Raw genomic sequence first — 22566 nt, forward strand, 5'->3', positions numbered from 1 at the left:
GTCCAGGAAAATTGTTGGCAAGAGTGGCTTTGTTACAGATGGCTCACGAGCGGGGTGCGGCCGTCGAGCACGCGGTCCTCCACGTCGTCGAGCGCGAGGCGTACGGCGCCGAGCACCACGGCCTCGTCGCCCAGCGCCGACATGCGGACCTCGGGGGTGCGGATGCACCAGCGGTCCAGCTCGCGCCTGAGCGGTTCGATGAGCACGTCGGCCGAGCGCGAGAAGCCGCCGCCGACCACGACCATCTGCGGGTCCAGCGTCAGGACCAGCGCGGACGCGCCCAGCGCCAGGTCCTTGACGTAGCGGCGCACGGCCGCGAGCGCCGCCTTGTCGCCGTTGCGGGCGGCGGCGAACACGTCGCCCGCCTCGCCGTTGGCGTCGCTCAGGTGCTCCTGGGCACGGATCCAGCCGAGCACCGGCAGCGCGCCGATCTCGCCCGAGGCGTTGCCGAAGCCCTTGTGCAGCTTGCCGTCGATGACCAGGCCCGCGCCGGTGCGGAGCCCGGCCAGCAGGAACACCATGTCCTTGGCGTAGCGGGCCACGCCGCGCCAGCACTCGGCCAGGGCGGCGAGCTTGCTGTCGTTCTCGACCAGCACCGGGGCCGGGACGAGCCGGCGCACGTGCGCGGCCAGGTCCACGCCGGTCCACTCGGGCAGCGCCTCCGACAGCATGACCTTGCCCGCGCCGTCCACCAGGCCGGTCGTGCCGACGCCCGAGGCCCACACGTCGCCCCCGGTCAGCCCGGCGCCCTCCAGGCACTCCGCGACCGCCCGGTCCACCGCCGCCAGGCGTTCGAGCCGGCCCATCTCGGGCGTGACCGGGACCCGGGCGCTGTGCTGCACGTCGCCGTCGAGGTCGGCGACCACCGCGCGGATCTTGTGCCCGCCGATGTCGACGCCGAGCACCCGGCCCGCGTCGGCCCGGAACCGGTAGCGCCTGGCCGGGCGGCCCACCCCGCCCGCCGTGGCCCCGGCCTCGGCCACCCAGCCCTTCTGCAGCAACTCCCGGACCACGTCCTCGGTCGAGGCCCGCGACAGCCCCGTGCGCTTGGCGACCTCGGTGAGCGTGAGCGACGGCCGGCCCTGCAGCACCTTGATCACGGCCAGCGCGTTGAGCTGCCGCAGCCGCGACAGATCCCCGCCGCTCATCTCCGCCGCCATCGGCCCCCCTTGCTGTCTGCTTCCTCAGACCGAATAATGATGCTCTCCATGATATTTCTTCGGGGAAGGTTCCATGACTGAGGTGACTCTAGCCGTCGTCGGCGGCGGCCTGCGAGGGCTGACCTACGCGCGCCGCGCGCACGCCACGGGCGCGGGGCGGGTGGTGGCGGTGGCCGAGCCCGATCCGCAACGCCGGGCGGCGTTCGCGGCGGAGTTCGGGATCGTGCCGGAGCAGGTCTACTCCGACTGGAAGGAGCTGGCGGCGGACGGGCGGCTGGCGGACGCGGCGATCATCGCCACGCACGACCGGTTGCACACCGATCCCGCGGTGACGCTGGCGGACCTCGGTTACCACATTCTCCTGGAGAAGCCGATGGCGACGGAGGAGCAGGAGGCGATCAGCATCGCCGAGGCCGCCCGGCGCAACGGCATCATGCTCGCGGTCTGCCACGTGCTGCGCTACACGCCGTACACGAAGGTCGTGAAGGAGCTGCTGGACGAGGGGCGGATCGGGCGGCTCGTCAGCGTGCAGCACCTGGAGCCGGTGGGGTGGTGGCACCAGGCGCACTCGTTCGTGCGCGGGCACTGGCGGCGCCAGGACACCTCGGCGCCGATGCTGCTGGCCAAGGCGTGCCACGACATCGACTGGCTGGTGCACCTGTTCGGCCGGCCGCCGTCCCGGGTGTCGTCGTTCGGCTCCCTGTCGCACTTCCGCGCCGAGGAGCGGCCCGCCGAGGCGGCCGACCGGTGTCTCGACTGCCCGCTGGAGCCGTCGTGCCCGTACTCGGCCAAGCGCCTCTACCTGGGCTGCCTCGGGGACCCGGACAGCGAGTTCTGGCCGCTGTCGGCGGTCACGCCGGGACGGACCGAGGAGGCGGTGCTCGACGCGCTGCGCACCGGCCCGTACGGCAGGTGCGTGTACGCCTGCGACAACGACGTCGTCGACCACCAGGAGGTGGTGATGGAGTTCGACGACGGCGGGACCTGCTCGTTCACGATGAGCGCGTTCACCCCGATGGAGCACCGGCGCACCCGCCTGTTCGGCACCCACGGCTACATCGACGGCGACGGGCGCACGCTGCGCGTGGTGGACTTCCGCACCGGCGAGGAGGAGACCGTCACCACGGACGGCGTGGCGGGCCCGTCGGCGGCGGACGGGCACGGCGGCGGCGACGAGGGGCTGACGGACGCGTTCCTGGCCGCCGTCGCCTCGGGTGACGGCTCGCTGCTGCGCTCGGACGCGGCCGAGAGCCTGATGACGCACCGCGTCGTCTGGGCCGCCGAACGCGCCCGCCACACCGGCTCCGTGGTGACCCTCTAGCCCCAGACCTCCTGGGCGGTCTCGGCGATCAGGCGGAGCTTGGCGAACTGCTCGTCCTCGGTGAGCCGGTTGCCCTCGACCGTCGAGGAGAACCCGCACTGCGGCGACAGGCAGAGCTGGTCCAGGTCGATGTACTTGGCCGCCTCGTCGATGCGCCGCTTCAGGGTGTCCTTCGACTCCAGCTCGCCCCGCTTGGTGGTGACCAGCCCGAGCACGACCATCTTGCCCGGGGGCACGAACCGCAGCGGCTCGAACCCGCCCGACCGCTCGTCGTCGTACTCCAGGAAGAACCCGTCCACCTTCAGCTCGCCGAACAGCGCCTCGGCGACGAAGTCGTAGCCGCCGGCGGCGGCCCAGGAGGAGCGGAAGTTGCCGCGGCACATGTGCGTCGTGATCGTCATGCCCGCCGGCTTGGCCGCGAGCGCGGCGTTGATCTGCCTGATGTAGCGCAGGTGCATGTGCTCGGCGTCGTCGCCGCGCCCGGCCAGCTCGGCCCGCTGGGCCGGGTCGTTGAGATAGGCCAGGCTCGTGTCGTCGAACTGCAAATACGTGCACCCCAGCGCGCCGATCCGGCGGACCTGCTCGGCGTAGGCCGCGCTCAGGTCGCGCCAGAACTCCTCGACGTCCGGGTAGACCTCCGGGTCGATCGCGGCCGGCCCGCCCCGGTAGTGCACCATGCTCGGCGAGGGGATGGTCAGCTTGGGCACCGCCGTGCCGACGGTGTCGCGCAGGAACGCGAAGTCGTCGGCGAAGATCGGCTCGGTGAGCCGGATCCGGTCGTGCACGCGCAGCGCGGCAGGGGTGAACTCGATGTCGCCCTGCTCGTTGTGGAAGCGGACCGTGATGTGCTCGTCGGCGGCCTGGCCGATGCCGCCGAGCCGGTAGATGAAGTCCATGTGCCAGGAGGCGCGGCGGAACTCGCCGTCCGTGGCGCTCTGCAGCCCTGCCTCCTGCTGCTTGCGCACCACGTCCCGGATCGCCTCGTCCTCGGCCTCCCGCAGCGCGTCGCCGGTGAGGGTCTCACGGGCGCGCAGCAGCGCGGCCGGGCGGAGCAGGCTGCCGACATGGTCTGCGCGGAAAGGCGGTGAGGTACGCATGGAAGATCATCCTTCTCCGTAGAGCTTTCTCAGCGGGGCCTTGAGGAGCTTGCCCGCCGCGTTCTTGGGTAGTTCAGCCACGAATTGCAGATATTTCGGGATCTTGTAGCGGGCCAGCCGGCCGTCCAGGTGCTTCAGCAGCTCGTCACCATCGGCCACCGTTCCGGGCCGCAGGACGACCAGGGCCTTGCCCACCTCACCCCACTTCTCGTCCGGCACGCCGATCAGCGCGCACTCGGCGACCGCGGGGTGCTCGTACAGGGCGCTCTCCACCTCGGCGGGATAGATGTTCTCCCCGCCGGAAATGATCACGTCCTTGATCCGGTCGGAGATGCGCACGTAGCCGTCCTCGTCGGCGACGCCGACGTCCCCCGAGCGGAACCAGCCGTCGGCGGACAGCACCTCGGCGCTCTCCTCGGGCCGCCGCCAGTAGCCGGGCATCACGTTGGGGCCCTGGACGTACAGCTCGCCGGGCTCCCCCGGGGCGGCGGGCGAGCCGTCGGGGGCGACCAGCCGGACGTCGGAGAAGAAGCACGGCACCCCGGCCGTCCCGGCCTTGTCGATGGAGTGCTCGGCCCCGAGGAAGAGCGCGCCGGGCGCCGCCTCCGTCATGCCGTACCCCTGCAGGAACGTCAGCCCGCGCTCCTGGTAGAGCCGGATCAGCGGCTCGGGCACCGGCGCGCCCCCGCACAGCAGGTGCCGCAGGCTCGACAGGTCGGCCGTGGCCCAGCGCGGCGAGCGGGCCAGGAGGCCGAACATCGACGGCACCCCGAACATCACCGTCACCCGCTCCGCCTCGATGAGGTCGAACGTGCGCTCCACGTCGAACGACGACTCCAGGACCACCCGGCCGCCCTTGAGCACGCTCGGGACGAGCGTCTGGGCCAGCGCCGCGATGTGGAACAGGGGCGCGCTGATCAGCACCACCTCGTCGTGCGCCAGCGGCACGTCCACGAGCAGGTTGACGGTGTTCCAGGTCAGGTTGGCGTGGGTGAGCATGGCGCCCTTGGGACGGCCGGTGGTGCCCGACGTGTACATGATCAGGCACACGTCGTCCTGGCCCACGGGCTCGTCGATCGGCTCGGGCGAGCCGGACGCGAGCAGCGCCTCGTAGCCGGCGGCCGGCAGGTGGCGCCCCGGCAGCCCCTCGCCGTCCCGCTCCTCCCCCAGCACGAGCACCGCCGGATCGGCGTCCTCCAGGATGAAGCGCAGCTCGGGCTCCGCCAGCCGGGTGTTGAGCGGCACGAACACCGCGCCCAGCAGCCCCGCCGCGAAGAACGTCTCCACCATCGACGGCTGGTTGACCCCGAGGAAGGCGATGCGGTCGCCGCGCCGCACGTCCAGCGCCGAGGCCAGCCGGTTCACGCGTTCCCGCAGGTCACGATAGGTGTGGTCGCGACCCCGGTACGACAGCGCGACCCGGCCGGGCGTCATGCGGGCCCTGCGCGCCGGCCACGAGCCGATCCCCTGATTCCGCATCGGCACTCCTTGAGGCTCAAGCCCTCAAATTAGGCCACTATGTGATCGCTGTCACCGTTCTCCCAGGTTTCATCGGGAACGGTGTCCAGCAACCGCGCCACGACCTGCTCCGCCTCCGGCCGGAACCGCTCGTGCAGCGTGTGGCAGACCCGCTGCGCCTTCTCGGCCGGCCAGTCGTGCGGCAGGTAGCGCAGCGGCAGCCGCGGGTCGGTCCTGATGATCTGCAGCCAGCCGGTGAGCAGCGTCAGCGACCGGGCCAGGTCGTCGGGGGCGTCGGGCGCCGGGTCGGCCTGGTCCCAGCGGCTCAGGAACGCCCGGTAGCGGGCGCCCAGCCCGGCCAGGTCGTACGCGTCCCCGACCAGGGCCTGCATGTCGGTCGGGTGCCGCGGCTCGGCGGCGAAGACCTTCACGTTCGCGCCCAGGTCCTCGATCACCCCGGCCGCGTCCACCTCGCCTGGAGCGATCCACAGGCCGTTCTGCAGCGGGCCGAACCCGGCCCACACCAGCCTCGACCGCAGCTCGTGCCGCTGCCGCTGCCAGGACTCCGGCAGCGAGAAGCCGATCAGCGTCCACCGGTCCTCGTCGGCGTCGTTCACCACGCCGCTGTGCCAGATGCGCCGCTCGCCGTCCTTGAGCACCTCGCTGCTGGTCGGGGTGAGCCCGAAGTACATGCGCCGCCCCGAGCGCTGCCGGCGCAGCAGCCCCCGGCGGACCATCCGGGTCAGCGTCGAGCGCGTGGCCTCCTCGGAGATGCCGACCTTGCCGAACGCCTCGATGAAGCTGCGCGACGAAACGCAGATCCCCCGGCCATATACGTGATCTCCGAGGAAGGTCAGAATCACCGATTGAGGCCTCATAACAGCTTGTCTCCAGATATTCGGCACTCTATTGACAGCCGTAATGTACCTGCCTACATTCGGGGCCACATCGCCCGGTCCAGGAGGTTCTGATGCGCAGGCTTCTACCGTCCCTGGCCTGTCTCCTCCTGGCCGTGACCGCCTGTGGCGGCGGCGGAGAAGGAGGCGGATCCGGTGGGCAGGATCCGATCAAGGTGGGCCTCATCGTCTCCCTGACCGGCAACTACACCCCGCTCGGCAGCGAGGACAAGAAAGCCGTCGAGCTGGCCGTGGAGCAGGTCAACGCGCAGGGCGGGCTGCTCGGCCGCAAGGTGGAGCTGGTCCCGCGCGATGACAAGACCGCCCCCGACCAGGCCATCGTGGCCTACAACCAGATCAAGGGCGAGATCGACGCCTTGATCGGGCCGGTGTTCTCCAACGCGGCGCTGGCGGTCGAGCCGCTCGCGCAGCGCGAGAAGATGCCGTACCTGTCGCTGGCCCCGGCCCAGGAGCAGGTCGAGCCGATCAAGTCGTACATCTTCGTCACGCCCGCCCTGTCCAGCATGTACGCCGAGCGCTACCTGCAGTACATCCAGGCCGAGGGCATCAAGACGATCGCGGTGGCGTGGGACTCCAAGAGCGCCTACTCGGTCTCCGGCCACGAGTCCATGGTGGCCCTGGCCCCCAAGTACGGCGTGACGATCGCCGTGGACGAGCCGTACGAGACCACCACCTCCGACTTCAGCGCGGTCTTCCAGCACGTGCGCGACTCCAAGGCCGAGGCGCTGGTGTTCTGGGGCTCGGGCGCGCCCGGCGTGACGGCCGCCAAGCAGTACGTGGCCTCCGGGCTCAAGACTCCGCTGTTCCTGACCGCGTCGCAGGCCAGCAAGCTGTGGCTGGAGCCGATGGGCACCGCGGCCGAGGGCATGACCGTGCAGAGCGCCATCGGCGTGGTCGGCGACCACCTGCCCGACGGGAAGCAGAAGCAGATCATCGACCAGATGGCCAAGCCGTACCAGCAGAAGCACGGCTACCCGCCGCCGCAGTTCGCCCAGGACGGCTACAGCGCCTCGCTGCTGCTGTTCGAGGCGATCAGGAAGGCCGGCAGCACGGACAAGACCAAGATCCAGCAGGCGCTGGAGAGCATGGACCTGATCACGCCGAACGGCCGCTTCCGCTACTCCCCCACCGACCACTCCGGCCTGTCGCCCGAGTTCATCTCGGTCAACACGGTGAAGAACGGCCAGTTCGTCCCCACCGAGTGGGCCAAGGAGCAGCTCACCAAGACCGTCACCGCGGCGGGGTGAGGCGTGCTGCGGGTCACCGGGGTCTCACGCTCTTTCGGGGGCGTCTACGCCGTCCGCGACGTCTCGCTGAGCGTCGCGGACGGCGAGGTCTGCGGCGTCATCGGCCCGAACGGAGCCGGCAAGTCCACGCTGTTCAACCTGATCACCGGGCACCTGGCGGCCGACCACGGCCAGATCTCCTTCCTGGGGCACCGCGTTGACCGGCTCGCGCCGCACCGGCGGGCCCGGCTGGGCATGTCGATCGTCTTCCAGGCGGCCCGGGTGTTCCGCGGCATGACGGTCAGGGAGAACGTCATGGTGGGGCTGCACGGGCGTACCCGGGCGGGGTTCGTCTCGGCGGCGCTGCGGCTGCCGCGGCACCGGCACGACGAGCGCGAGATCGCGGCCGAGGCCGACGCGGCCCTCGAACGCGTGGGCCTGACCGGGTGGGCGGACCGGCCCGCCGACCGGCTTCCGATCGGGCAGCAGCGGGCGCTGCAGCTGGCCCGCGCCCTGTGCGCGCGGCCCCGGCTGCTGCTGCTCGACGAGCCCGCCTCCGGGCTGCGCGGCGAGGAGCGCGAGCGGCTGGCGGCGCTGGTGGAGGAGCTGCGGGCGGGCGGGCTGACGATCCTGCTCATCGAGCACGACGTGGCGTTCGTGACCCGGCTGGCCGACCGCGTCGTGGTGCTCGACCTGGGCCAGGTCATCGCCGACGGCTCGCCCGCCGAGGTGCGGGCCGACCCGCTGGTGCTCGCCGCCTACCTCGGACAGGCCTCATGATCGAGGTCCAGGACCTGGTGGTCTCGTACGGCACCGCGACCGCGCTGGACCACGTCACCCTCACGGTCGGCAAGGGCGAGATGGTCGCCCTGCTCGGCCCGAACGGCGCCGGCAAGTCGACCCTGGCGAACACGCTGGCCGGGCTGCTCGCCCCCGCCTCGGGCACGGTGCGGATCGGCGGCCGGCTCGCGCTCATCCCCGAGGGCCGCCAGCTGTTCCCGGACCTGTCCGTCGCCGACAACCTGGCCCTCGGCGGCTGGCGGTCCGGCCTGCGCGACCCCTCCTTCGTGTACGACCTCCTCCCCCGGCTGGCCGAGCTGGCCGGGCGGCGGGCAGGGGTGCTGTCCGGCGGCGAGCAGCAGATGGTGGCCTTCGGCCGGGCCATGATGTCGCGCCCCGAGGCGCTGGTCGTGGACGAGCTGTCGCTCGGGCTGGCCCCCCAGGTCACCGCCGACCTGGCCGCGCACCTGGCCGAGCTGAACCGGACGCAGGGGCTGACCGTGCTGCTCATCGAGCAGAACGCGCGGCTGGCCTTCGACCTGTGCTCGCGGGCGTACGTGCTGGAGGTCGGGCGGGTGGTGACCGAGGGCGAATGCGCGGACCTGGCCGACGACCCCAGGGTGGCCAGCGCGTACCTGGGCGGGGCGATCACATGAGCGGCCCGAAGGGGGCGACGGCGTGAGCGCGTTCCTCACCTACCTCCTGAACGGCCTCGCGGTCGGATGCGCGATCGCGTTGATCGCCAGCGGCCTGGTCACCATCCACCGCGTCACCGGCGTGGTGAACTTCGCCCAGGGCACGTTCGCCGTCATCGCCGGCCTGTGCACGTCCTCCCTCCTCGGCCTCGGCTTCCCGCACGGCCTGAGCGAGCTGGCCGCCGTCCTGGCGGCGGCCGTGGCCGGGCTCCTGACGGGCCTGGCCGCCATCGGCAAACCGGGCACCACCCCCCTCTCCGCGCTGATCGTCACCCTGGGCGTGGGCGTGCTCGCGTACGCCGTGGAGATCGTCCTGTGGGGTGACCAGCCGCGCTCGGCCCCCGGGCTGGCGGGCTCGCTGACCGTGGCCGGGGCGCGCATCCAGACGCAGCACCTGCTGGTCATCGGCGTGACGGCGGCCACGTTCGTGGTGCTGGCGCTCTTCTTCGGCCGTACCTACCTGGGCAAGGCGCTGACCGCGTGCGCCTCCAACCCGTACGCCGCCCGCGTCGTCGGCATCGACACCCGGCGGATGGGGCTGCTGGCGTTCGCGCTGGGCGGGCTGCTCGGCGGCATCGCCGGGGTGCTGGTGACGCCTCTGCGGCCGATCTCGTTCGACACCGACGTCACGCTGATCGTCAACGGCTTCGCCGCGGCCGTCTTCGGCGCCCTCACCCGGCCGGTGATCGCGCTGGCCGGGGCGCTGCTGCTCGGCGTGGCCGAGACCATGGCCGCCGGCTACGGCTACGGCTCCCACCAGCTGGAGGTGGCGCTCGGTCTCATGATCGTCGTCATGATCGTGCAGGCGAGCCGCCGCTCGGCCATCTCCGAGGAGTCCGCATGATCAGGCTCGCGGCCGGGATCCTGGTGGCCGCCGTGACGCTCGTCCTGCCCGCCGTGCTCGACGACAGCGTGCTGGCCGTGTACATCCTGCTCGGGCTGGCCGCGATGGTGACGGTCGGGGTCTCCCTCCTGATGGGCTACGCGGGGCAGGTGTCGCTGGGCCAGGGCGCCTTCTACGCCATCGGCGCCTACACCGCCGCGCTCCTCTCCCTCGGCGGCGTCCCGCCGGTGGCCGGGCTGGTCGCCGCACCCGTGGCCGCTGCCGTGTCCGCGCTCGTCATCGGCACCCCGCTGCTGCGCCTGCGCGGCCACCACCTGGCCTTCGCCACGCTCGCCATGCAGCTCATCCTGCTCTCCCTGGCCGGGCAGCTGGAGTTCACCGGCGGGGACATCGGGCTCCAGGGCATCCCGCAGTTCAGCGTGGGGCCGTTCGAGGTCGGGAGCGCGGCGGCGTACGCGTACATGACCTGGGGCGGGCTGGCGCTGGTGATGCTGGTGACCCACAACGTCATCACCTCCCGTCCGGGCCGCGCCCTGCGCGCGCTGGCCACCAGCGAGACCGCGGCCGCCTCGTCGGGGATCCCGGTGGGACGCTACAAGCTGGTCGTCTTCGCCCTGTCGGCCGCCTTCGCGGGGCTGGCCGGGGGGATCTACTGCTTCTACACCGGTTACGTGGCGCCGGGGTCGTTCCCGGTGCTCATCTCGATCCAGTACATCGTGATGGCGGTGGTCGGGGGGCTGGGCACGATCTGGGGGGCCGTGGTGGGGGCCACCGCGATCACGCTGCTGGTGCAGGGGCTGGACAGCCTGGCCTCGCTGCCGGGGATGCCCACGTACGCGCCGAGCGTGCTGTCGTACGCGGTGTACGCGCTCGTACTGATCGTGGTGGTGCTGTTCATGCCGCACGGCCTGGTCCCCGCCGTCTCCGGCCGCCTGCAGCGAAAACGCGGCAATCCTTCGCCGGAGAAGCGCCGCCACCGGTAAATTCAGGGGCTTCTGCCGGCCACCTGAAGCCACGGGACGTGCGACATGGGAGAGACTCCCGATGCCGAGTGGCAGTTCTATCGCACCGAAACCGGGCGTCCCGTCGTCAGTGAAGAAATCCAGGACGTGCTGGGGGACGGCCCTCCCAAGAAGGAGCTCGGTGCACTTCTGAGCAGGATCCAGTACAACCGCGCCCTGCCGCGCGACACCAAGTCGCTCGGACAAGGGCTGTTCGAGGCCCGTCTGACGTATGTCGGCAGCGAATACCGGCTCTACTTCGCGCACGGCCCCCAAGGAGGACACGTCCTGCTCGGGCTGGCCTTCCATGTGAAGGGGAGCAAGGGCGCCCAGGAACGAGTCATCGCCAGGGCCCGGGACCGTCTGGCCGACTGGTTGCGGAGAATATAAGGTTAACCCGATACGAGGAGGCCGACCGATGATGGATCCCAACGTCGCGGAACTACTGGGCATCGACCTGGCCGACCCAGACGTGCAACGCGAGAATGCGGCCATCGACCGCGACATGCGCCTCGTCGAGACGCTCGTGGCCATCCGCAAGCAGCGCGGGCTCACCCAGGCCGAGGTCGCCGAGCGTATGGGCCGCAGCCAGCCGGCGGTCTCCGACTTCGAGCGTTTGGGCGGCGACCCGCATCTGTCGACGATCCGTCGTTATGCCCTGGCCGTCGGCGCGGAGGTGGTGCATGTCGTCACTGCTCCAGCGAGCGCCTCGACCACGAGTTCCACGGCCGCACGGGTCTGTGTCCACGCTGTCGGCTTCGCGGAGGAAACGGGGCCGACGGGGGCAGGGGTGACTTCCGGGACGGGCAGCCTTGATCTGAAGCAGGCGACTCTGTGATCGAAGGCTTTCTTGTCCTGGCCGACTCCGCCACCACGGACAAGTCATCGGGCAAAGTGCACATGCTGGGAGCAGGATGGTCGGTGACCGGCCCGGCCATCCCGCCGTCCGCCGTGAGCGGCTTCCTTCGCGTGCCGTGGGACGAGGCCGGAGAAGCGCTGCGTTTCCGGCTCCGTCTGGTGGACGAGGACCGCAACGGAGTCAAGGTGCTCCACGGGGACGGGGAAACTCGTGCCGTGGGCTTCGAAGGCACCCTGGAGCTGCGTGACGCGGAACCGCCGGATGAGATCATGGAGCAGGTCCCCATGAATCTCAGCTTCGCCATTTCCGTCCCTTCCCTGCCTTTGCCTGCGGGCCGGGTCTATGAATGGCTCTTCGACGTCGAAGACACGGAAGTGGCCTCGGTGCGCTTCGCCGTACGGGCGGAGACCACGTATCGGTGAAATCACCGGTCTCTCCTGAACGTCCCCTTTCAGACATGACATCCGCGCGTAACACTGGACGGCATGTCCCCTGTCAAGTGCGCACCCCCGCTGCGCGGTCGTGACGAGGAGGAGCGCGCCCTTCGGCGGCTGCTCGACGGCGCCCGTGCGGGATCCGGCGGGGCGCTGCTGCTGGTGGGCGCGCCGGGCATGGGGAAGACGGCGCTGCTCGACCTGGCCGCCGCGCATGCCGCCGACGGCTTCCGGCTGTTACGGGTCTCCGGGGTGGCGGCCGAGTCGCGGCTGCCGTACGCCGGGCTGCACGGCCTGCTGCGCCCCGTCGCCGCGTCCGCCACCGCCCTGCCCGACGCCCAGTCCCTCGCCCTGATCTCGGCCCTGGAGTCCGGTACGGCCGCCGGCGGGCTGGCGCTGCCCGCCGCCGTGCTCGGGCTGCTGTCGGCGGTGGCCGCCCGGCAGCCGGTCCTGGCCTGCGTGGACGACGTGGACCTGCTGGACCCGGCCAGCCAGGAGGTGTTGTCGTTCGCGGCCAGGCGGGTGTCGGCCGAGCCGGTGGCGCTGCTGTTCACGGCGCGTACGGGCGTGCCCGACGGCATCCCGGCACGGGAGCTGGCCGGGCTGGACGCGGCGGCCGTACGCGAGCTGGCCGGTGACCTGGCGCCGGGGAAGGTGGCCGAGGACCTCCTGGCGGCGCTGGACCAGATCGCCTGCGGCAACCCCCTCGCCCTGGCCGAGCTGATCGGCTCGCTCACCCCCGACCAGCTCGCCGGCCTGGCCGCCCCGCCCGCGGCGCTGCCCAGGGACGGGCGGCTGTGGCGGGCCCACGCCGCCCGCCTGGCCGACCTGCCGGAGGAGGCGCGGCGGCTGCTCCTGCTGATCGCCGCCGACCCCGGGCTCGACGTGCCGACGCTGATCCGGGCGGCCCGGCCGGCGTGCGCGCTCACGGCGCTGGAACCGGCCGAGCGCGCGGGCATCCTGCTCTCCGCGGGCGACCGCTACGACTTCCGCGACCCGGCGGTGCGCGGGGTGGCGTACTACGGGGCCTCCCTGCTGCGGCGGCGCAGCGCCCACCGCCTGCTGTCCGCCCTGCTGGAGGACCCCGGGGACGGCGGGGGGCAGCGGCTGCGGCGGGCCTGGCACCGCGCCTGGGCCCTGGACGGCCCGGCCGAGCGGCTGGCCGACGAGCTGGCCGCGGCGGCGCTCGACGCCTGCCCGCCCCGCGCCTACCCCGAGCCGTACCTGGCCCTCGAGCGCGCCGCCGAGCTCACCGAGCACGACCACCCCGCCAAGGCCGAGCGCCTGGCCGCCGCCGCCCGGCACGCGTGGGTGGCCGGCCGCCCCCAGGTGGCCCGCTCGCTCCTGGCCAGGCTGCGCAGCCTGGCCGCCCCGGACGAGCTGCGCGCCCACGTCCAGCTCCTGCACGGCAGCCTCGAACTGCTCGGCGGCGAGACCGGCAGCGCCCGCGAGGAGCTGCTCTCGGCCGCCGCCTGGCTGCTGGAGAGCCACCGCATGCTCGGCGTGCGAGCGCTCGTCCGGGCCGCCGACGCCAGCTACCGCGCGGGCGACAACCGGGCGTTCATCGCGATCGCCCGGCAGGCCGCCGCGCTGCGCCGCCCCGACGAGACGGTGCCGACGCAGCTCATGTTCGAGTATCTGGCCGGAATGGCCTCCACCTTCAGCGGCTCGCACCAGGAGGCGGCCGCCCCGCTGCGCCGGGTCGTCGAGCTGGCCGGGTCGGTACGCGACCCCGCCGTGCTCGTCTGGGCCTGCGTGGCCAGCATGCTCCTCGGCGAGGACGCCACCGCCCACCGGCTGTCGGCCCGCGCCGTCGAGTTGGCCCGCGTGCGCGGCGCGGCCTCGGCCATGCCGCAGCTCCTGGAGTACATGATCTACCCGCAGATCTGGATGGGCCGCTACACCTCCGTCGCCGCGACCGCCGCCCAGGGCCTGCGCCTGTCCCAGGAGACCGGCCAGCTCAACACCGCGGCCCAGCACCTGGCCTGGCTGGCGATCACGGCGGCCGTCGAGGGCGACCAGGAGACCTGCCGGGTGCGCGCGGACGCCGCCATCGATTTGGCCGACGCGCACGACCTGGGCATCGCGGGCGCCATCGGCAACTGGGCGCTGGCCTACCTCGACCTGGCCGCGGGCCGCCCGGCCGACGCCGCCAACCGGCTGCGCGCCGAGCGGCGCAACCACAACCACGTCGTCATCCGCGTCATGGCCACGCCGCATCTCATCGAGGCGTGCGCGCGCACCGGCGACCAGGAGCGGGCCCGCTCGGCGCTGCGGGTGCTCGAACGCTGGGTGGGCAGCACGCGCAGCCCCGACCTGCGCGCGCTGGTGTCCCGCTGCCGCGCGCTGCTGGCCGGGCCCGGGGAGGCCGAGGAGCTGTTCCGGGAGGCGATGGAGCTGCACGGGCAGGGCGTGTACGAGTTCGAGGCGGCGCGTACGCAGCTCCTGTACGGCAGCGCCCTGCGCCGCGACCGCCGCCCCGGCGCGGCCAGGACCCACCTGCACTCGGCGCTGGAGACCTTCGAGCGGTACGGCGCCCGCCTGTGGACCGAGCAGGCCAGGACGGAGCTGCGCGCCTCCGGCGACCCCGTCCGCCCCGCCATGGACGCGACCACGGGGCAGCTCACGGCCCAGCAGCTCCAGATCGCCCGCATGGTGGCCGAGGGCGCGACCAACAAGGAGGTGGCCGAGCAGCTCTTCCTCAGCCGCCGTACCGTCGAGCACCACCTCAGGAACATCTTCAGCCGCCTCGGCATCCGCTCCCGCGTCGAACTGGTACGCCTCATGTCCTGATCGAAGGACCGGTGATTTCACCGATGCACGGCTGACTGCGCATCCGAACAATGGCGACAGACAGCAGTCACCCCCCGGTGAGCTCCCCAGTGAGCCCCCGATGAGCAGGGAGTATGACGACGTGCAGCTCTCCACCCCCCGATCCGGCGCGCGAACGTTGACCAAGCTCGCCCTCACCGTCTCACTGATCGGCGGCGCCCTGGCGGCCGCCACCCCCGCCCAGGCGGCGGCCGGCCCGTACGACCGCGGCCCCGACCCCACCGACGCCATCCTGGAGGCCAGCCGCGGCCCGTTCGCGACCGCGCAGACCAGCGTCTCCTCGCTCAGCGTGAGCGGCTTCGGCGGCGGCACGATCTACTACCCGACCGACACCAGCCAGGGAACGTTCGGCGCGATCGCCATCTCTCCCGGGTACACCGCCAGGTGGTCCAGCCTGTCCTGGCTCGGCCCGAGGATCGCCTCCCACGGATTCGTGGTGATCGGCATCGAGACCAACTCCGTCTACGACCAGCCCGCCAGCCGGGGCCGCCAGCTCCTGGCGGCGCTCGACTACCTGGTCGAGGACAGTTCGACCACGGTACGCAGCCGCATCGACGGCTCCCGGCTCGCGGTGGCCGGCCACTCGATGGGCGGCGGCGGCTCGCTGGAGGCCGCCGACGACCGGCCGTCGCTGCAGGCGGCGGTGCCGCTCGCGCCCTGGAACCTGACCAAGAACTGGTCGGGCATCCAGGTCCCGACCATGATCATCGGCGGTGAGAGCGACAGCGTCGCCTCGGTGACCACCCATTCGGAGCCGTTCTACAACAGCATCCCGTCCTCGTCGGAGAAGGCGTACCTGGAGCTGAACAACGCCAGCCACTTCTTCCCGCAGACCACCAACACCACGATGGCCAAGTCGATGGTGGCCTGGCTGAAGCGGTTCGTCGACGACGACACCCGCTACGAGCGCTTCCTCTGCCCGCCGCCCAGCGGCCTGTCGATCGAGGAGTACCGCCACACCTGCCCCAGCTCCTGACCTCCGCCATCGGCCTGTCCTCTCCCGGGAGCGCCGGGTCAGGCGACGCCGTTCCAGGCCCTGCCCGCCAGTGCCGCGTCGAGCGGCGTGCCGGTCACATTGGCGACCCAGTTGGCCATGATCGTGTACGCCGCCTGCGTGATGACCTCCAGGACCTGGGCCCGGGTGTAACCGGCGCCGAGCAGCGCGTCGATCACGTCCTGGCCCACGTGCCCGCCGGTCCGCAGCAGGGCCCTGGCGAACGTGGCCAGCGCGGCCGCCCGCTCCTCCGGCAGGTCGTCCTTGCCGGCCCGCAGGGCCTCGATCACCTCCGGCGCGGCGCCCTCCCGCCCGGCGAAGGCGGAGTGGGCGGCCACGGAGTACGGGCACCGGTTGGCGACGCTGACCGCGAGGCCCACCACCTCCCGCTCGGCCCCGGTGAGTGTGGTCTGCCGCAGCGCGCGCTGCAGCTGGTTGAACCCGTCGATGGCGACCGGGGCCGCGGCCATCGCCCCGGCCAGGTTGGGCACGAACCCCACCCGCTGCCGCAGCTCGTCCAGCGGCTGCCGGGACGGCTGCGGCGCCGAGTCGACGGAGTGAACGGTGAAGACGGTCATCTCAGACCTCCGGTGTCTCCGGCCGCGGGTCGGTCCCCGGCCGGCAGCCACCACTGTCGGGTCGCCGGCGCGCCGTTCCAATTCCCTCGGAGGGAAGTGCGCGCGGACGCCGCAGGTCGTTGACTGTCGAGGGTGAGGACATCAGCTCTCCGGCCGACGGAGCACCCGCTGGGTTACCTGCTGCGCTACTGGCGGCAGGCCCGGCGGATGAGCCAGCTCGCCCTGGCCCACCACGCGCAGGTCTCGCCACGGCACCTCAGCTTCATCGAGAGCGGCCGGTCGGCGCCGAGCCGCGAGATGGTGATCACGCTGGCGGGCGCGCTGCAGGTGCCCCTGCGGGAGCGCAACGACCTGCTGCTCGCCGCCGGGTACGCCCCCGCCTACCGCGAGAGCGACCTCGCCGGGCCCGCCATGGCCCGGGTCCGGGCGGCCCTGGAGCGGGTGCTGGCGCACCACGAGCCGTACCCGGCCGTGGTGATGGACCGCCACTGGAACATCACCCAGGCCAACCGCCCCGCGGAGGTCATGTTCGCTCACCTGCGCGGCGACCCGCCGGCGAGCGCCACCGCCAACGTCGTGCGGCTCATGTTCGACCCGCGCGAGCTGCGTCCCCACGTCGTCAACTGGGAGCAGGTCGCCCCCGCCCTCATCCAGCGGGTGCACCGGGAGGCCGTGGGCGGCGTGCCGGACCCGGCCACCCGGGCGCTGCTGGCCGAGGTGCTCTCCCGCCCCGACCTGCCGGCCGCCTGGCGCGAGCCCGACCTGGCGGCCACGGTGCTGCCGATCATCCCGGTCATCTTCGCGAAGGGCGGGGTGACCGTGAGCTACTTCTCGATGATCACCACGGTGGGCACCCCCCAGGACATCACGGCGCAGGAGTTGCGGGTGGAGAGCTTCTACCCGGCCGACCTCGAGACCGAGCGGCACCGCTGGACGTGACCCGCCCAGGTAAAGAGTCGGTCATGGGAATGCCTGGTTGCGGTCTGATCGCCACCGCGGGCCCGCCGGGCGGTAGGAGGATCACCCCCGGGTCGAGCAGGCACGACGGCACTTTCAGGCGGGGGTACGACATGGGCAGGCCCGGGATCGCGACGATCATCGCGTTCGCCACCCTGGGCGGGGGCTGGGCCGCCTCGGTCCCGGCAGCCGACGCGGCCGCCGACGCGGCCGACCCCGCACCGGCCGCCGCCGGCGGCGCCCCGAGCCCCGCACCCGCCTCGGCCGGCCACGCGCCCCGTCCCCGCGCCGTGACCGGCCCCGGCGACGCGCCCGGTCCGGCCGCCCATCCCCGCCCGGCCCCCCGCTCGGGCCCCCGCCCCGGCGCCGGTCCGGGCCCCGACGCGGGCCCGCGCGCCGGGGACCCGGTCATGCCCCCGTCCCCCGGGCCCGCCGACCTGCGCATCGTCCAGTCCGTCACCCCGGACCCGGTGGTCATCGGCGCCGAGGCCGTCCACACGCTGACCGTCACGAACACCGGCGGCCAGGACGCCGGCGACGTCACCGTCACCGACCTGCTCGACCGGAACCTCACCCCCGGTCACCTCCCCGCCGGCTGCTCCCGCACCGACCGCACCGTCACCTGCGGCGGGCCCGGCCTGACGGTCCCGGCCGGGCAGAGCGTCACCTACGAGGTCCCGGTCACCACCGACCCCGCGCTGCCGGAGGGCACGCCCCTCACCAGCCGCGTCCAGGTCACGGGCGGCGACGAGACCCGGTTCGTCACGCAGACCCGGACCATGGCCGACGTCGAGATCCTCAAGAGCGGCCCGTCCGCCGCGATGGCCGGCGACACCATCACCTACACCGTGACGGTGACCAACCACGGCCCCTCGCAGGCGAGGGACGTCCTCGTACGGGACCACACCGCGAGCCGCATCGCCGACCGGCCCGCCGAGTGCACCGGGGACGGGCCGGCTCTGATCTGCCCCATCGGCGCGCTGGCCCCGGACGAGAGCCGGACGTTCACGTTCGCCGTCACCCCGGACGCCGCGGGCACGTTCGAGAGCTGCGCCACCGTCCACACCGGCAGCCAGGAGGAGGACACCTCCGGCAACCGCTCCTGCGCCGGCACGGAGGTCGAGCCCGCCCCCGCTCCCGCCCCCGCCGAGCCGGCGACCCCCAGGGCGGAGGAGCGCAAGGACGGGCACGTCAGGCGCGAGGGCCCGGCGGAGAAGCCGGCGAGGGACCAGCCCCGGGCCGCCCCCGCCCCGGCCGCCGGCCAGGACGTGCCGCCCCCGGCGCACCACACCGGCCGGTCCCTGCCCCTGACCGGCGTGTCGGTCTGGATGCTCGGTCTCGGCGTGGCCGTCCTGCTCGCGATCGGCTTGCTCGTACGCTACTTCTCCCGCCGCGACGACACCGGCCGCACCCCCTGAGCTCACCTCGGCAGGTCCCGGGTCCACGACCCGAGCACCAGCAGCGTCTTCGTGCCCGTGACGTCCCCTGCCCGGCGCAGCCGGTCGATGACCTGCTGGAGGTGCCCCAGGTCGCGCACGCGTACCTGGATCAGCGCGTCCGGATCGCCGGCGATCGTGAACACCGCCTGCACCTCCGGCACGTCCGTGGCGGTGCGGATGATCTCGCTGACCGGCGTCGTGCCCGGATAGCGCAGCTCGGTGAACGCCTCGATGCCCCACCCCAGCTTGGCGTAGTCGATCTGCACCGAGAAGCCGGTGATCACGCCGATCTCCTTGAGCCGGTCGACCCGCCGCTTGACCGCCGCCACCGACAGCCCGACGAGCTCGGCCATCTCCGAGAACGTCCTGCGCCCGTCCTCGCGCAGCAGCCGCAGCACATGGTGATCGATCTCGTCCACGTCAGGCACCGGGAACGCCTCCTTCAGGCGCAAATAACCTCAGCCACGAAGCCCATGAACTCATATTGTTTGCGTCTTAGGCCCGCTTTCTCATCTAATACTTGCGCACATCATGCCCTCATTGCTGTGCTGGGATCCACCGGACACATCAAGCGGGCACGTACCACAAGCCAGGAGGTTCGAGCGTGAGCGAGACTCCCGCCCCCGTGTCACTCGACGACAAGTACACGGCGCTCGACGGCAGGGTGCTCATCTCGGGCATCCAGGCCCTGGTCCGCCTGACGCTGGAACAGCGCCGGCTGGACGAGGAGCGCGGTCTGGACACCCGGGCGTTCGTCACCGGCTACCAGGGCTCGCCGCTGGGCGGCGTGGACCTGGAGATGGGGCGCGCGGCGCGGTTCCTGGAGCCGGCGGGCGTGGTGTTCAAGCCCGGGCTCAACGAGGAGCTGGCGGCCACGGCGGTGGCCGGGACGCAGCTGCTGGAGCAGGTGCCGGGCCGGCGCCACGACGGCGTGACGGGCTTCTGGTACGGCAAGAACCCCGGCCTCGACCGGGCCGCCGACGCCATCCGGCACGCGAACGTGGCGGGCACGGCCCCGCTCGGCGGCGCGGTGGCCTGGATCGGCGACGACCCCGGCTGCAAGTCCTCCACCCTGCCCAGCTCGTGCGAGCCGATGTGCCAGAGCCTGTCCATGCCGCTGCTCGCGCCCGGCTCGGTCGCGGAGATCGTCGAGTTCGGGCTGCACGCGGTGGCCATGTCGCGCGCCACCGGCCTCTGGGTGGGCCTGAAGATCGTCGCGGACATCGCCGACGCGTCCGCCACGGTGGACCTCGCCCCGCTGCGCGAGCACATCCCCGCCCCCGCGACGGCCTCCAGGGGCCCGGCCCCCATCCTGCTCGGCCCGGCCGCCCTCGACGCCGAGCACGACATGCTCACCCGCCGCCTGGACCTGGCCCGCGCGTACGCCCGGGCCCACGGCCTGAACCGGGTCATGTCCGGGGCCGGCAACACCACCCTGGGCGTCATCGCCTCCGGCGCCACCTACGCGATCGTCGAGCGGGCCCTGGCGGACCTCGGGCTGGACGAGGCGGCCATGGACGAGCACGGGCTGCGGCTGATCAGGCTCGCGATGCCGTTCCCGCTCGCGTACGACGAGCTGGCCGCCATGACGTCCGACCTCGACCGGGTGCTGGTGGTCGAGGACAAGGTGCCGTTCCTGGAGGGGCATCTCAAGCAGGCGCTGTACGGAGGCGAGCGGGCCCCGGCCGTCGTGGGCAGGGAGCTGCTGACCGCCCGGGGCACGCTGGGCGCCGAGGACGTGGCCGGGGCGATCGCGAAGTGCCTGGGCATCGCCCCGCCCCGCCGGGAGCGCGGGCGCGGCCTGCTGCCGGTGGTGGCGGCGCGCACCCCCTACTTCTGCTCCGGCTGCCCGCACAACACCTCCACCCGGACCTCGGACGACACGCTGGTCGGCGTGGGCATCGGCTGCCACGCGATGATCGCGCTGGACGGGCACGGGCGCGGCACCCAGGTCGGCATCACGCAGATGGGCGGCGAGGGGGCCCAGTGGATCGGGCTGTCGCCGTTCACCGAGGACCGGCACTTCGTGCAGAACCTCGGGGACGGCACCTTCCACCACTCCGGCTCCCTGGCGATCAGGGCCGCCGTGGCCGCCGGGGTGTCGATGACGTACAAGCTGCTCTACAACGACGCCGTCGCCATGACCGGCGGGCAGCGCGCGGAGGGGCGGCTCGACGTGCCGGCGCTCACGCAGGAGCTGGCCGTCGAGGGCGTGCGCGGGATCGTGGTGACGACGCCGGAGCCGGAGACGTACCGGGGGGTCGGGCTGGCGCCGATCGCGTCCGTACGGCACCGCGACGACCTGCCCGAGGTCGAGAAGGAGCTGGCCGCGCTGGGCGGCGTGACCGTGCTGATCCACGACGACCGGTGCGCGGCCGAGGAGCGGCGGCTGCGCAAGCGTGGCAAGCTGCCCACGCCCACCCAGAAGGTCGTGATCAACGAGCGCGTCTGCGAGGGCTGCGGCGACTGCGGCGACGTCTCCACGTGCCTGTCCGTGCAGCCGGTCGAGACCGAGTACGGCCGCAAGACCCGCATCCACCAGGCCTCCTGCAACACCGACCTGAGCTGCCTCAAGGGCGACTGCCCCTCGTTCCTGCTGGTCGAGCCGGGCACCACCAGGAAGCCCCGGAAGGCGCCCGATCTGCCCGTGCGCTCGCCGGAGCCGATCCCGGAGGCCAGGGACGAGGTGCTGATCAGGATGCCCGGCATCGGCGGCACCGGCGTGGTCACCGTCTCGCAGATCCTGCAGATGGCCGCCCACCTCGACGGGCTGCACGCGGCCGGGCTGGAGCAGACCGGGCTGGCGCAGAAGGGCGGGCCCGTGGTCAGCGACGTGCGGATCTCGAAGCGGCCGCCGGCCGGGTCCGTACGCGCCTCGCGGGGCGGGGCCGACGTGCTCATCGGGTTCGACGTGCTGGGCGCGGCGGCCGACGCCACCCTGGCCGTGGCCGCGCGCGAGCGCACCGTCGCCGTGCTGAACACCTCCGTGGTGCCCACCGCCGCCATGGTGACCGGCCGCGTGCCGGTGCCGGGGCACGCCGCCGCGGTGGCCCGGGTGGAGTCGGCCACCAGGGAGCAGGTCTGCGTGGACGCCCACGCGCTGTCGGAGGCGCTGTTCGGCGACCACATGCCGGCCAACCTGCTGCTGCTCGGGGCCGCGTACCAGCAGGGCTGCCTGCCCGTCAGCGCCGCCTCGATCGAGCGGGCCATCGAGCTCAACCGGGCCTCCGTCGAGCAGAACCTGGCCGCCTTCCGCTGGGGCCGCGCCGTCGTGTCCCACCCGGAGGCCGTGCGCGCGGCCGTCCTGCCCGGCGCCGAGCCGGAGCCCGAGGGCCTGGACGACGTGGTGGCCAGGCGGGTGGCCGACCTGACCGGCTACCAGAACGCCACCTACGCCCGTACGTACGCCGAGGACGTGCGCCAGGTGACGGCCCTGGCCGTGGAGCGGGCGGGCGAGGAGGCGGGCGCCGCGATCGCCCTCGCCTACGCCCGCGGCCTGCACAAGCTGATGGCCTACAAGGACGAGTACGAGGTCGCCCGCCTCCACCTCGACCCCGCCGAGCGGGAGCGGCGCGAGCGCGAGTTCGGCGCGGACGCGGTCGTTTCGGTGCTGCTGCACCCGCCGGTGCTGCGCGCGATGGGCATGAAGCGCAAGATCAAGGTACGCCGCTCGGCCGGCGTGCTCTTCCGCGGGCTGCGCGCGGCGCGGGTGCTGCGCGGGACGGCGTTCGACGTGTTCGGCCGCGCCGAGGTGCGCCGGGTGGAGCGCGAGCTGGTCACCGAGTACCGCGAGCTGGTGCGTACCGCCCTGACCCGCCTCACCCCCGCCACCGCGGCGGCCGTGACGGAGATCGCGGGCCTGCCGGACCTGGTCCGGGGGTACGAGGACATCAAGCTCGCCCGCGTCGCCGAGTTCCGGGCCCGCGCGAGCGAGGCCCTGGAAGCCCTTGCCCCGTGACCTACTACCAGGAGTG

Annotated in this window: 20 protein-coding genes; 14 read left to right on the forward strand and 6 right to left on the reverse strand. The window is 72.8% G+C overall.

Annotated features, from left to right (window positions below):
• Positions 1-32 precede the first annotated feature (32 nt).
• The gene (locus ACBJ59_RS20245) at positions 33-1160 is read right to left on the reverse strand and encodes an ROK family transcriptional regulator (RefSeq protein ID WP_375111761.1); all 1128 of its coding nucleotides are present in this window, start codon (positions 1158-1160) and stop codon (positions 33-35) included.
• A 73-nt stretch (positions 1161-1233) separates the two neighbouring features.
• Here ACBJ59_RS20245 and ACBJ59_RS20250 point away from each other — a divergent pair, with 73 nt between their 5' ends.
• On the forward strand, positions 1234-2481 hold the full coding sequence (locus ACBJ59_RS20250) for a Gfo/Idh/MocA family protein (RefSeq protein WP_375111762.1): 1248 nt from the start codon (positions 1234-1236) through the stop codon (positions 2479-2481).
• Here the strand turns inward: ACBJ59_RS20250 and ACBJ59_RS20255 are convergent.
• Genes ACBJ59_RS20255 through ACBJ59_RS20265 form a run of 3 tightly spaced genes read right to left on the reverse strand, consistent with a single transcriptional unit; the run spans position 2478 to position 5899 of the window.
• Positions 2478-3578 (reverse strand): 5-methyltetrahydropteroyltriglutamate--homocysteine S-methyltransferase, encoded by a 1101-nt coding sequence (locus ACBJ59_RS20255; protein ID WP_375111763.1) that lies wholly within the window; start codon positions 3576-3578, stop codon positions 2478-2480. The two genes, ACBJ59_RS20250 and ACBJ59_RS20255, sit on opposite strands and share 4 nt — an antisense overlap.
• A 6-nt stretch (positions 3579-3584) precedes the next feature.
• On the reverse strand, positions 3585-5057 hold the full coding sequence (locus ACBJ59_RS20260) for a long-chain fatty acid--CoA ligase (protein ID WP_375111764.1): 1473 nt from the start codon (positions 5055-5057) through the stop codon (positions 3585-3587).
• 29 nt (positions 5058-5086) lie between these two features.
• Positions 5087-5899 carry a PaaX family transcriptional regulator C-terminal domain-containing protein gene (locus ACBJ59_RS20265; RefSeq protein ID WP_375111765.1) on the reverse strand — a complete coding sequence of 271 codons (813 nt, stop codon included), beginning with the start codon at positions 5897-5899 and terminating at the stop codon, positions 5087-5089.
• 107 nt (positions 5900-6006) lie between these two features.
• On the opposite strand from ACBJ59_RS20265, the gene ACBJ59_RS20270 reads away from it, so the two are divergent.
• The 10 genes from ACBJ59_RS20270 to ACBJ59_RS20315 all read left to right on the forward strand — a co-directional run bounded on the left by ACBJ59_RS20270 (position 6007) and on the right by ACBJ59_RS20315 (position 15600).
• Complete coding sequence (locus tag ACBJ59_RS20270; RefSeq protein ID WP_375111766.1) at positions 6007-7200, forward strand: ABC transporter substrate-binding protein; 1194 nt, start codon at positions 6007-6009, stop codon at positions 7198-7200.
• 3 nt (positions 7201-7203) lie between these two features.
• Positions 7204-7959, forward strand: coding sequence for an ABC transporter ATP-binding protein (locus ACBJ59_RS20275; RefSeq protein WP_375111767.1), 756 nt, complete (start codon positions 7204-7206; stop codon positions 7957-7959).
• Positions 7956-8615, forward strand: coding sequence for an ABC transporter ATP-binding protein (locus ACBJ59_RS20280; RefSeq protein ID WP_375111768.1), 660 nt, complete (start codon positions 7956-7958; stop codon positions 8613-8615). The genes ACBJ59_RS20275 and ACBJ59_RS20280 overlap by 4 nt, the downstream gene beginning before the upstream one ends.
• A gap of 22 nt (positions 8616-8637) precedes the next feature.
• Positions 8638-9498 (forward strand): branched-chain amino acid ABC transporter permease, encoded by an 861-nt coding sequence (locus ACBJ59_RS20285; RefSeq protein WP_375111769.1) that lies wholly within the window; start codon positions 8638-8640, stop codon positions 9496-9498.
• A complete protein-coding gene (locus ACBJ59_RS20290; RefSeq protein ID WP_375111770.1) occupies positions 9495-10481 on the forward strand; it encodes a branched-chain amino acid ABC transporter permease in 987 nt (328 codons plus the stop codon). Before ACBJ59_RS20285 ends, ACBJ59_RS20290 begins: the two co-directional genes overlap by 4 nt.
• Before the next feature lie 45 nt (positions 10482-10526).
• Positions 10527-10889: a hypothetical protein gene (locus ACBJ59_RS20295; protein WP_375111771.1), complete on the forward strand. Its 363-nt coding sequence runs from the start codon at positions 10527-10529 to the stop codon at positions 10887-10889.
• A 28-nt stretch (positions 10890-10917) separates the two neighbouring features.
• Positions 10918-11337, forward strand: coding sequence for a helix-turn-helix domain-containing protein (locus ACBJ59_RS20300; protein WP_375111772.1), 420 nt, complete (start codon positions 10918-10920; stop codon positions 11335-11337).
• Entirely contained in the window at positions 11334-11780 is a 447-nt protein-coding gene (locus ACBJ59_RS20305; protein WP_375111773.1) for a hypothetical protein, read from the forward strand. Before ACBJ59_RS20300 ends, ACBJ59_RS20305 begins: the two co-directional genes overlap by 4 nt.
• A gap of 63 nt (positions 11781-11843) precedes the next feature.
• The gene (locus ACBJ59_RS20310) at positions 11844-14585 is read left to right on the forward strand and encodes an AAA family ATPase (RefSeq protein ID WP_375111774.1); all 2742 of its coding nucleotides are present in this window, start codon (positions 11844-11846) and stop codon (positions 14583-14585) included.
• Positions 14586-14685: 100 nt separating this feature from the next.
• A complete protein-coding gene (locus ACBJ59_RS20315) occupies positions 14686-15600 on the forward strand; it encodes an alpha/beta hydrolase family protein (RefSeq protein WP_375111775.1) in 915 nt (304 codons plus the stop codon).
• 38 nt (positions 15601-15638) lie between these two features.
• Here ACBJ59_RS20315 and ACBJ59_RS20320 read toward each other — a convergent pair whose 3' ends face one another.
• Positions 15639-16196: a carboxymuconolactone decarboxylase family protein gene (locus ACBJ59_RS20320; protein ID WP_375111776.1), complete on the reverse strand. Its 558-nt coding sequence runs from the start codon at positions 16194-16196 to the stop codon at positions 15639-15641.
• Positions 16197-16328: 132 nt separating this feature from the next.
• Between ACBJ59_RS20320 and ACBJ59_RS20325 the strand changes: the two genes are divergently transcribed.
• Together ACBJ59_RS20325 and ACBJ59_RS20330 are read left to right on the forward strand one after the other, a co-directional pair.
• Positions 16329-17135 (forward strand): helix-turn-helix domain-containing protein, encoded by an 807-nt coding sequence (locus tag ACBJ59_RS20325; protein WP_375111777.1) that lies wholly within the window; start codon positions 16329-16331, stop codon positions 17133-17135.
• Between the two features lie 23 nt (positions 17136-17158).
• Positions 17159-18571 (forward strand): hypothetical protein, encoded by a 1413-nt coding sequence (locus ACBJ59_RS20330; RefSeq protein WP_375111778.1) that lies wholly within the window; start codon positions 17159-17161, stop codon positions 18569-18571.
• Positions 18572-18573: 2 nt separating this feature from the next.
• Here the strand turns inward: ACBJ59_RS20330 and ACBJ59_RS20335 are convergent, their stop codons facing one another.
• Positions 18574-19020: an Lrp/AsnC family transcriptional regulator gene (locus ACBJ59_RS20335; protein ID WP_375111779.1), complete on the reverse strand. Its 447-nt coding sequence runs from the start codon at positions 19018-19020 to the stop codon at positions 18574-18576.
• A 176-nt stretch (positions 19021-19196) separates the two neighbouring features.
• Here ACBJ59_RS20335 and ACBJ59_RS20340 point away from each other — a divergent pair, with 176 nt between their 5' ends.
• A complete protein-coding gene (locus ACBJ59_RS20340; RefSeq protein WP_375111780.1) occupies positions 19197-22550 on the forward strand; it encodes an indolepyruvate ferredoxin oxidoreductase family protein in 3354 nt (1117 codons plus the stop codon).
• The last annotated feature ends 16 nt before the right edge of the window (positions 22551-22566 follow it).

The sequence above is a fragment of the Nonomuraea sp. MTCD27 genome (assembly GCF_041950495.1).
Lineage (GTDB): Bacteria > Actinomycetota > Actinomycetes > Streptosporangiales > Streptosporangiaceae > Nonomuraea.

Coding starts and splice junctions, on each gene's coding strand:
- ACBJ59_RS20270 (WP_375111766.1), top strand. CDS start 6,007: ATGCGCAGGCTTCTACCGTCCCTGGCCTGTCTCCTCCTGGCCGTGACC.
- ACBJ59_RS20255 (WP_375111763.1), bottom strand. CDS start 3,578: ATGCGTACCTCACCGCCTTTCCGCGCAGACCATGTCGGCAGCCTGCTC.
- ACBJ59_RS20290 (WP_375111770.1), top strand. CDS start 9,495: ATGATCAGGCTCGCGGCCGGGATCCTGGTGGCCGCCGTGACGCTCGTC.
- ACBJ59_RS20245 (WP_375111761.1), bottom strand. CDS start 1,160: ATGGCGGCGGAGATGAGCGGCGGGGATCTGTCGCGGCTGCGGCAGCTC.
- ACBJ59_RS20315 (WP_375111775.1), top strand. CDS start 14,686: ATGAGCAGGGAGTATGACGACGTGCAGCTCTCCACCCCCCGATCCGGC.
- ACBJ59_RS20295 (WP_375111771.1), top strand. CDS start 10,527: ATGGGAGAGACTCCCGATGCCGAGTGGCAGTTCTATCGCACCGAAACC.
- ACBJ59_RS20260 (WP_375111764.1), bottom strand. CDS start 5,057: ATGCGGAATCAGGGGATCGGCTCGTGGCCGGCGCGCAGGGCCCGCATG.
- ACBJ59_RS20310 (WP_375111774.1), top strand. CDS start 11,844: ATGTCCCCTGTCAAGTGCGCACCCCCGCTGCGCGGTCGTGACGAGGAG.
- ACBJ59_RS20250 (WP_375111762.1), top strand. CDS start 1,234: ATGACTGAGGTGACTCTAGCCGTCGTCGGCGGCGGCCTGCGAGGGCTG.
- ACBJ59_RS20280 (WP_375111768.1), top strand. CDS start 7,956: ATGATCGAGGTCCAGGACCTGGTGGTCTCGTACGGCACCGCGACCGCG.
- ACBJ59_RS20300 (WP_375111772.1), top strand. CDS start 10,918: ATGATGGATCCCAACGTCGCGGAACTACTGGGCATCGACCTGGCCGAC.
- ACBJ59_RS20330 (WP_375111778.1), top strand. CDS start 17,159: ATGGGAATGCCTGGTTGCGGTCTGATCGCCACCGCGGGCCCGCCGGGC.
- ACBJ59_RS20320 (WP_375111776.1), bottom strand. CDS start 16,196: ATGACCGTCTTCACCGTTCACTCCGTCGACTCGGCGCCGCAGCCGTCC.